At 72.3% G+C, this 9,611-nt stretch carries 8 protein-coding genes; 1 reads left to right on the forward strand and 7 read right to left on the reverse strand.

Features of this window, described 5'->3' with window-relative positions:
• Window positions 1-22: 22 nt before the first annotated feature.
• Complete coding sequence (locus BZL64_RS09180; protein ID WP_086767914.1) at window positions 23-1,135, reverse strand: citrate synthase 2; 1,113 nt, start codon at window positions 1,133-1,135, stop codon at window positions 23-25.
• A 279-nt stretch (window positions 1,136-1,414) separates the two neighbouring features.
• Here BZL64_RS09180 and pdxH point away from each other — a divergent pair, with 279 nt between their 5' ends.
• Complete coding sequence (gene pdxH, locus BZL64_RS09185) at window positions 1,415-2,044, forward strand: pyridoxamine 5'-phosphate oxidase (protein WP_107430244.1); 630 nt, start codon at window positions 1,415-1,417, stop codon at window positions 2,042-2,044.
• A gap of 45 nt (window positions 2,045-2,089) precedes the next feature.
• On the opposite strand, the gene BZL64_RS09190 is transcribed toward pdxH, so the two are convergent.
• The 6 genes from BZL64_RS09190 to BZL64_RS09215 all read right to left on the reverse strand — a co-directional run.
• On the reverse strand, window positions 2,090-2,713 hold the full coding sequence (locus BZL64_RS09190) for a TetR/AcrR family transcriptional regulator (RefSeq protein WP_086767918.1): 624 nt from the start codon (window positions 2,711-2,713) through the stop codon (window positions 2,090-2,092).
• Window positions 2,701-3,438 carry an enoyl-CoA hydratase family protein gene (locus BZL64_RS09195; RefSeq protein WP_086767932.1) on the reverse strand — a complete coding sequence of 246 codons (738 nt, stop codon included), beginning with the start codon at window positions 3,436-3,438 and terminating at the stop codon, window positions 2,701-2,703. The genes BZL64_RS09190 and BZL64_RS09195 overlap by 13 nt, the downstream gene beginning before the upstream one ends.
• Before the next feature lie 47 nt (window positions 3,439-3,485).
• Window positions 3,486-5,054: a 4-coumarate--CoA ligase family protein gene (locus tag BZL64_RS09200; RefSeq protein WP_086767920.1), complete on the reverse strand. Its 1,569-nt coding sequence runs from the start codon at window positions 5,052-5,054 to the stop codon at window positions 3,486-3,488.
• A 35-nt stretch (window positions 5,055-5,089) separates the two neighbouring features.
• Entirely contained in the window at window positions 5,090-6,229 is a 1,140-nt protein-coding gene (locus tag BZL64_RS09205) for an acyl-CoA dehydrogenase family protein (protein WP_086767922.1), read from the reverse strand.
• Window positions 6,226-8,142: an ATP-binding protein gene (locus BZL64_RS09210; RefSeq protein ID WP_086767934.1), complete on the reverse strand. Its 1,917-nt coding sequence runs from the start codon at window positions 8,140-8,142 to the stop codon at window positions 6,226-6,228. Before BZL64_RS09210 ends, BZL64_RS09205 begins: the two co-directional genes overlap by 4 nt.
• Before the next feature lie 41 nt (window positions 8,143-8,183).
• The coding region (locus tag BZL64_RS09215; protein ID WP_086767924.1) for an acyl-CoA carboxylase subunit beta at window positions 8,184-9,611 on the reverse strand (1,428 nt) is incomplete at its 5' end.

A 9,611-nucleotide genomic window follows, 5' to 3' on the forward strand; every position in this document is an offset into this window, starting at 1 on the left:
CCGGCTCAGTGGGTCACGCCGCTCAGCGGGCGATGTCGTCGAAGCCCTCGATCTCGCGCGGGCCGCGGGAGCCGGGGCCGATGTAGCGGGCGGAGGGGCGGACGAGGCGGCCGGTGCGCTTCTGCTCCAGGATGTGCGCCGACCAGCCGGCCGTGCGCGCGCACGTGAACATCGACGTGAACATGTGCGCGGGGACCTCGGCGAAGTCCAGGACGATGGCCGCCCAGAACTCCACGTTGGTCGCCAGGACGCGGTCCGGGCGGCGGGCGTGGAGTTCGGCGAGGGCCGCCTTCTCCAGGGCCTCGGCGATCTCGAAGCGGGGTGCGCCCAGCTCGCGCGCGGTACGGCGCAGCACGCGCGCGCGGGGGTCCTCGGCGCGGTAGACGCGGTGGCCGAAGCCCATGAGGCGTTCGCCCTTGTCGAGGGCCTGCCTGACGTAGGCGTCGGCGTCGCCGGTGCGCTCGATCTCCTCGATCATGCCGAGGACGCGGGAGGGGGCGCCGCCGTGCAGCGGGCCTGACATCGCTCCCACGGCGCCGGACAGGGCGGCGGCGACGTCCGCGCCGGTGGAGGCGATGACGCGGGCGGTGAAGGTGGAGGCGTTCATGCCGTGCTCAGCGGCGGACGTCCAGTAGGCGTCGACGGCGGCGACGTGCTTGGGGTCGGGCTCGCCGCGCCAGCGGATCATGAAGCGTTCGACCACGGACTGGGCCTTGTCGATCTCGCTCTGCGGGACCATGGGGCGGCCCTGGCCGCGGGCGGACTGGGCGACGTACGACAGCGCCATGACGGCGGCGCGGGCGAGGTCCTCGCGGGCCTGCTCGGCGTCGATGTCGAGGAGCGGCTTGAGGCCCCAGACCGGCGCGAGCATGGCGAGCGCGGACTGGACGTCGACGCGGATGTCACCGGAGTGGACGGGGATGGGGAAGGGCTCCGCGGGCGGCAGTCCGGGGTTGAAGGCACCGTCGACGAGCAGGCCCCATACGTTGCCGAAGGAGACGTGGCCGACCAGGTCCTCGATGTCGACGCCCCGGTACCGGAGTGCGCCGCCCTCCTTGTCCGGTTCGGCGATCTCCGTCTCGAAGGCGACGATTCCTTCGAGGCCAGGTACAAAACCGGGGTCGAAGTCGGACATCAGGCGGCTCCTCGTGATGTGTGCGACAGATGGCGCCGGTGGATCCACGGTCCGTGCGGGGACTCGCGGTCCTGGGCGGTCACCCCAGTGATGCCCGTTGCGGTCGGCGGTCACCCAACCGGGATGGCATCAGCACCATATCCCCGAGTGCCACCTTTGGGGAGTGGCGCGGCACTCAGTGCCACCTTCGGGTGGGGGAGGCCCCTGCTGCCGGGGGCCCGGGTGCGGCAAGATGACGGCGTGGACCACGCAGAAACCGTCTCTCCCGATCCCGCCTCCATGCGCAAGCAGTACCGGGCGGAGGGCCTCGACGAGGCCGAGCTGGCCGCCACGCCCCTGGAACAGTTCGCGCGCTGGTTCAAGCAGGCCGCCGCGGAGGCGCACCTGTTCGAGCCGAACGCCATGGTCGTCTCCACGGCGGACGCCCAGGGGCGGCCCTCCTCCCGCACGGTGCTGCTGAAGCACTTCGACGAGCAGGGCTTCGTCTTCTACACGAACTACGACTCCGGCAAGGCCCGCGATCTCGCGGAGAATCCGCACGTCTGCCTGCTGTTCCCGTGGCATCCGATGGCCCGGCAGGTCATCGTGCGGGGCGTGGCGCGGCGTACGCGCCGGGACGAGACGGCGGCGTACTTCCGGACCCGGCCGCACGGCTCGCAGCTCGGCGCGTGGGCGAGCGTGCAGTCCGCGGTGATCGCCTCCCGTGACGACCTCGACGCCTCCTACGCCGAGTTGGCGGCCCGCTATCCGGAGGGCGAGCAGGTGCCGGTGCCGCCGCACTGGGGCGGTTTCCGGGTGGCGCCGGAGTCGGTGGAGTTCTGGCAGGGCCGGGAGAACCGGCTGCACGACCGCCTGCGGTACGTGGCGGAGGCGGACGACGGCTGGCGGGTGGAGCGGCTCAGCCCGTGAGAGGGGGGCGGCCCGCCGGTCCGGTGGATCGCCCGGCCCGGTCGCTCAGCGGCCGAGGTTCTGTTCCAGCAGGGCCGCCCACTGGGAGACGACCCGGTCGCGGCGGGGGGCGTCGTCGGTGAGCAGGTTGGCGAGACCGAGGCCGCGCGCCATGTCGAGGAGGCCCTGGACGGTTTCGCGGACGCCGGGCGCGGACTCGTCGGCGCCGAGCAGCTCGACGGCTATGCGGTGGGTCTCGCGGCCGACGCGGGCCTCCAGCTCGGTGACGCGCGAGCGGAGCTGTTCCTCGTTGGAGGCGGCGACCCACAGGTGCAGGGCGGCCCGGAAGAGGGGGCCGGTGTAGAGGTCGACGAGGGCGGAGACGACGGCGCGCCGGTCGACGTGACCCGCGCCCGCCGCGCCCTGCGGGAACAGGGCGCGCAGGGCGAGGGAGCGTTCCTCGGCGACGTACTCGACGGCCGCGGTGAAGAGGTCCTCGCGGGTGGGGAAGTGGTGCTGGGCGGCGCCGCGGGAGACACCGGCCCGCTCCGCGACGACGGAGACCGTGGAGCCCGCCCAGCCGCGTTCGGCGAGGCAGGCCACAGCGGCTTCCAGGAGCCGCTGCCGGGTGGCCCGGCTGCGGTCCTGCTTGGGGGCGCGGTCGCGGTCGACCGGGCTCACAACACCCATGCGGGTTCCCGTCGTTCGAGAAATGCCGTCATTCCCTCGCGGGCCTGCGGAGAGGCGAACAGTTCGGCGGAGAGCGCGGTGAGGTCGGCCGCGTCCCGCTCGAACGCCTCCAGCACCCTAACCGTGAGCAGTCGCTTCGTCTCCGCCAGGCCTTGCGGCGCGGCCTTGCGCAGACCGTCAAGGACCGGGGCGAGTACGGCGTCGACGTCGTCGGCGGTCGCGGTGAGCAGGCCGATACGGGCCGCCTCGGGGGCGTCGAAGCGTTCGCCGGTGAGGTAATAGCGGGACAGGGCGCGGGGGTCGGTGCGCGGGAGGAGCGGCAGGGAGATGACCGCCGGGGCCACGCCGATGCGTACCTCGGTGAAGGCGAACGTCGACCCGGTGGAGGCGGCGGTGATGTCGCAGGCGGCGAGGAGGCCGAGGCCGCCGGCGCGGACGTGTCCGGTGACGCGGGCGACGACCGGTCGGGGCAGTTCGACGAGCTGCCGCAGCAGGGCGACGAAGGCGTCGGGGGCGGGAGGGTCGCGCAGGTCGGCGCCGGCGCAGAAGGTGCCGCCGGTGTGGGTGAGGACGACCGCGCGGACGTCGGGGTCCTCGGCGCAGTCGGTGAGCGCGTCGGCGAGTGCGGCGAGGAGGGCGGCCGAGAGGGCGTTGCGCGTCCCGGTGGCGTCGAGGCTGAGTGTCTCGACGCCACGGTCGCGGGTGCGGCCGATCAGTGAGGTCATGGACGCTTCTCCCGCCGTCTGCGTGCCGGGCGCCTCTTCCCGCGCGGTCATGGGCGGCCCCTCAGTTCGCGGCGCAGTATCTTCCCGGAGGCCGCGCGCGGGACGGTGTCGATGAAGGTGACGAGGCGGACGCGTTTGTACGGTGCGACGCGTTCGGCGACGTACATCGCGACCTCTCCCTCGGCGAGGTCGGGGGCGGTCGGCTGGCGGACCACGTAGGCGTGCGGCACCTCGTTGCCGTCGTCGTTGTACTCGCCGATGACGGCGGCGTCGGCGATGCCGGGGTGGGTGAGCAGCAGGGCCTCCAGTTCGGCGGGGGCCACTTGGAAGCCCTTGTACTTGATGAGTTCCTTGACCCGGTCGACGACGAACAGCCAGCCCCCACCGTCGACGCGGCCGATGTCGCCGGTGTGCAGCCAGCCGTCGCCGTCGATCATGGCGGCGGTGGCGTCGGGGCGGCCCAGGTAGCCCTTCATGATCTGGGGGCCGCGGATGAGGATCTCGCCCGTTTCACCGACTCCGAGGTCCTTGTCGGGGTCGTCGAGGGAGACGATGCGCATCTCGGTGCCGGCGATCAGCTTGCCGACGGTGCCGGCGGGGGCCTCCCGCATGGCGTCGAGGGGGACGACGTGGGTGCCGGGCGACAGTTCCGTCATGCCGTAGGCCTGGCCGACGGGCGGCAGGTTCAGGCGGGCGGAGCAGGCGGCGGCGAGGCCGGCGTCCAGGGGTGCGGCGGCGCTGATGACGTATCGCAGGGACGACAGGTCGTACTGGGCGACCGCCGGGTGTTTGGCGAGGGCGAGGACGATCGGCGGGGCCACGTACAGGCCGGTGATGCGGTGGTTCTGGATGGCCGCGAGGAACGTCTGCAGGTCGAAGCGGGGCAGCACGACGACGGTGGCGCCCCTGCGCAGCGGCGCGTTCATGAGAGCGGTGAGGCCGTAGATGTGAAAAAAGGGGAGTACCGCGAGGATGCGGTCGCCGGGGCCCGCCGTGATCGCCGGTTCGAGCTGGGCGAGGTTGGTGGCGATCTGCCGGTGGGTGAGCATCACGCCCTTGGGGACGCCGGTGGTGCCCGAGGAGTAGGGCAGGGCGGCGACGTCCTCGACGGGGTCGATGGCGATCTGCGGCTCGGGGGCGGCGCAGGCCAGCATGTCGATCAGTGAGCGGTGTCCGGAGGCGCTGTCGCAGACGAAGATCTCCTCGACGCCGCCCGCCAGTTCGGCGGCCCGGCGGGCCGTCTCCAGCAGCGGGGAGACGGTGATGATCCAGCGGGCGGCCGAGTCGCCGAGCTGCTTGGCGAACTCCTCGGCGGTGGCGAGCGGGTGCACGGTGGTGACGGTGGCCCCGGCGCGCGTCGCGGCGTAGAACGCGGTGGGGAAGGCCACGGTGTTGGGGCTGTGCAGGGCGAGGACGTCACCCTTGCGGACGCCGGCCTCGGCGAGGGCGGCGGCGATCCGCCGGTGGAACCGGTCCACCTGCTCGTAGGTGAGGGTGGTGCCGTCGGTGCCGTCGACGAGGGCGGGCAGGTCGCCGAACTCGGCGGCATGGCCCAGCACGGCGTCGTGGATGGGGAGGTCTACGGGTGGGACGTCTGCGTACTCGCTGCGGAACACGGTTCCTCCTCGCCGGCCGGCTGGTGACCGGACGGTCAGTACGACTTGGGCAGGCCCAGGGTCTGGTGGGAGACGTAGTTGAGAATCATCTCCCGGCTCACCGGAGCGATACGAGCCACGCGCGAGGCCGTTATCAGCGAGGCGAGGCCGAACTCGCGTGTGAGTCCGTTGCCGCCGAGGGTGTGCACCGACTGGTCGACCGCCTTCACGCAGGCCTCCCCGGCCGCGTACTTCGCCATGTTGGCGGCCTCGCCCGCGCCGGCGTCGTCCCCCGCGTCGTACAGCTGGGCCGCCTTCTGCATCATCAGGCGGGCCAGTTCGAGGTCGATGTGGGCCTGGGCGAGGGGGTGGGCGATGGCCTGGTGGGCGCCGATGGGGGTCTTCCAGACGGTGCGCTCGCGGGCGTAGGCGATCGCCTTGCCGAGGGCATAGCGGCCCATGCCGATCGCGAAGGCGGCCGTCATGATGCGCTCCGGGTTGAGGCCGGCGAACAGCTGCAGCAGTCCCGCGTCCTCGTCGCCGACGAGGGCATCGGCGGGCAGCCGTACGTCGTCCAGGACCAGCTCGAACTGCTTCTCCACCGCCTGCAGTTCCATGTCGATGGGCCGCCGGGTGAAGCCGGGGGCGTCGCGCGGGACGATGAACAGGCACGGTTTGAGACTGCCGGTGCGGGAGTCTTCCGTGCGGCCGACGATGAGGGTGGCGTCGGCGATGTCCACGCCGGAGACGAACACCTTGCGGCCGGTCAGCAGCCAGTCGCCGCTCGCCTCGTCGCGGCGGGCGGTGGTGGTGATGCGGTGGCTGTTGGAGCCGGCGTCGGGCTCGGTGATGCCGAAGGCCATCAGGCGGGAGCCGTCGGCGAGGGCGGGGAGCCACTCCCGCTTCTGGGCGTTCGTGCCGAAGCGGGCGATCACCGTGCCGCAGATGGCCGGGCTGACGATCATCATCAGCAGCGGGCATCCCGCCGTGCCGAGTTCTTCGAGGACGAGGGAGAGTTCGGCGATGCCGCCGCCTCCGCCGCCGTACTCCTCGGGGAGGTTGACGCCGATGTAGCCGAGCTTGGCGGCCTCCTGCCAGAGGGTCTTGTTGTCGGCCGTGCTGCTGCGGCCCTTGGCGAAGGAGGCGACTGCCTCGCGCAGGGCATGGTGCTCGTCGGATTCGATGAGGATGGTCACTGTGGCTCCTTCGGTGCGGCTCCGTGGGTGGCTGGTCGCGCGGTTCCCCGCGCCTCTGGGTCGGACTCCTGCACGATGGCCAGGAGCGTCCCCATCTCCACTTGCTGTCCTTCCGTCACTTGCAGTGCCGTCAGCGTCCCCGCCGTCGGTGCCGAGATGACGTGTTGCATCTTCATCGCTTCGAGCCACACGATCGGTTCGCCCGCCTCGACACTCGATCCGGTGACAAGGCCGTCCGCGATCTTGACGACCGTGCCGGGCATCGGGGCCAGCAGGGAGCCGGGGGCGCGCTGGTCCTCGGGCTCGGGGAAGCGGGGCAGGGCGGTGAGGGTGGTGCCGTTCACGTGGACCCGGTCGCCGTAGCGGGCCACCCGGAACCTGCGCCGGACGCCGTCGGTCTCCAGTACGACGAGGGCCGCGTCGGCATGGACGACGTGGACACCATGGACGCCGTCCGCCGTGAGGCCGGTCCGGGTGTGGTGGTAGCGGACCTCGTGTTCCTCGCCCGCCAGGAGGTAGCGGCGGGTCTGCGGCTGGGAGGGCAGGTTGCGCCAGCCGCCGAAGCGGGAGCGGCCGTGGGCCTCGGCGAGGGCCGCCGCCAGCGGGGCGTAGGGGTCGGGGGCAGGTGCGGTGAGGGTCGTGAGGTGCCGGTCGTAGAAGCCGGTGTCCATGCGGGCGGAGGTGAACTCCTCGTGCCGCAGGGAGGAGACGAGGAGGTCGCGGTTGGTGACCGGGCCGTGGACGGTCGCCTTCTCCAGGGCGCCGGCGAGGGTACGGACGGCCTCCGCGCGCGTGGGGGCGTGGGCGACGACCTTGGCGAGCATCGGGTCGTAGTGGACGCCGATGGTGTCGCCGTCGCCGAAACCGGTGTCGAGGCGGACGCCGTCGGGGACGGCGAGGCGGTGCAGGGTGCCGGTCCCCGGGGTCCAGTCGGCGGCCGGGTCCTCGGCGTAGAGGCGGGCCTCGACGGCGTGGCCACGCGCGCGTGGCGGTTCGGCGGCGAGGGCGTGGCCCTCCGCGACGCGGATCTGCTCGGCCACCAGGTCGAGGCCGAAGACGGCTTCCGTGACGGGGTGTTCGACCTGGAGGCGGGTGTTCATCTCCAGGAAGTGGGCGCGGCCGTCGGCGACGAGGAACTCGACGGTTCCGGCGCCGGTGTAGTCGACGGCGCGCGCGGCCCGCACCGCCGTCGCGCACAGCTCGTCGACGAGTTCGCCGGGGAGTCCGGGCGCCGGGGCCTCCTCGACGACCTTCTGGTGGCGGCGCTGGAGGGAGCAGTCGCGGGTGCCGAGCGCCCAGACCGTGCCGTGGGTGTCGGCGAGGATCTGCACCTCGACGTGGCGGCCGTTCTCCACGTAGGGCTCGACGAAGACCTCGCCGTCGCCGAAGGCGCTCGCGGCCTCGGCGCGCGCGCCCTCCAGGGCGGGCTTCAGCTCGGCGAGGCGGCGTACGACGCGCATGCCGCGCCCACCACCGCCCGCGGCGGCCTTCACCAGGACGGGCAGGTCGGACTCGGTCACCTCGTCGGCGTGCAGGGGGGCGAGCCCCAGGAGCGCCTTCGCGCGCGTCTTGGACGCCATAACCTCGATCGCCTCGGGCGGCGGGCCGATCCAGACGAGACCGGCGTCCTGAACGGCGCGCGCGAAGCCGGCGTTCTCGGAGAGGAAGCCGTAGCCGGGGTGCACGGCGTCCGCGCCCGCCGCGACGGCGGCCTTCACGATCAGGTCGGCCCGCAGATACGTCTCCGCGGGCGTGGCACCCGGCAGCCGTACGGCCGTGTCGGCCACGCGCGCGTGCAGCGCGTTCTCGTCGGCGTCCGAGTACACGGCGACCGTCCTGATTCCGGACGCACGGCAGGTGCGGAAGACGCGGCAGGCGATCTCACCGCGGTTGGCGACGAGCACGGAAGTAATGGAAGTGATGGAAGTGATGGAAGTGGTCACTGGAAGGTCCCTCACATCCGGAAGACGCCGAAGCCGCCCCGCGCGCCCTCGTAGGGGGCGGTGTGGACGGCCGAAAGGCACAGGCCGAGAACGGTGCGGGTGTCGCGCGGGTCGATGACACCGTCGTCGTACAGCCGCCCGGACAGGAACATGGGCAGCGACTCGGACTCGATCTGCTGCTCGACCATGGCGCGCAGGGCGGCGTCGCCCTCCTCGTCGTAGGGCAGGCCCTTCGCGGCGGCCGACTGGCGGGCGACGATGGAGAGCACCCCGGCGAGCTGTTGCGGGCCCATCACGGCCGACTTGGCGCTGGGCCAGGCGAACAGGAAGCGGGGGTCGTAGGCGCGCCCGCACATGCCGTAGTGGCCGGCGCCGTAGGAGGCGCCCATGAGGACGGAGAGGTGGGGGACCTTCGAGTTGGAGACCGCGTTGATCATCATCGCGCCGTGCTTGATGATGCCACCCTGCTCGTACTCCTTGCCGACCATGTAGCCGGTGGTGTTGTGCAGGAAGACCAGCGGGATGTCGCGCTGGTTGGCGAGCTGGATGAACTGGGCGGCCTTCTGGGACTCGGCGCTGAACAGCACGCCCTGGGCGTTGGCGAGGACGCCCACCGGGTAGCCGTGCAGGCTCGCCCAGCCGGTGACCAGGCTCGTCCCGTAGAGCGGCTTGAACTCGTCGAAGTCGGAGGCGTCGACGATCCGGGCGATCACCTCGCGCGGGTCGAACGGCACCTTGAGGTCGCCGGGGACGATCCCGAGGAGTTCCTCCGGGTCGTACTTGGGCGGCTCGGCCGGTCCGGGATCGTCGTACGCCTTGCGGTGGTTGAGGCGGGCGACGACCCGCCGGGCCTGGCGCAGGGCGTCCTGTTCGTCGACGGCGAAGTAGTCGGCGAGGCCGGACACGCGCGCGTGCATCTCCGCGCCGCCCAGCGACTCGTCGTCGCTCTCCTCGCCGGTCGCCATCTTCACCAGCGGCGGCCCGCCGAGGAAGACCTTCGCCCGCTCCTTGACCATGATCACGTGGTCGGACATGCCGGGGACGTACGCGCCCCCGGCCGTGGAGTTGCCGAAGACGACGGCGACGGTCGGGATGCCGGCCGCGGACAGCCGGGTCAGGTCCCGGAAGATCGCGCCGCCGGGGATGAAGATCTCCTTCTGCGACGGCAGGTCGGCGCCGCCGGACTCCACCAGGCTGATGCAGGGCAGCCGGTTGGCGAGCGCGATGTCGTTGGCGCGCAGGGCCTTCTTCAGCGACCACGGGTTGCTGGCGCCGCCGCGCACGGTGGGATCGTTGGCGGTGATCAGGCACTCGACGCCCTCGACGACGCCGATGCCGGTGACGAGGGAGGCGCCGACCGCGTACTCGCTGCCCCAGGCCGCCAGCGGCGACAGTTCCAGGAACGGGGTGTCGGGGTCGAGGAGCAGCTCGATGCGCTC

This window comes from Streptomyces bobili, from assembly GCF_002154575.1.
Classification (GTDB): Bacteria; Actinomycetota; Actinomycetes; order Streptomycetales; family Streptomycetaceae; genus Streptomyces; species Streptomyces bobili.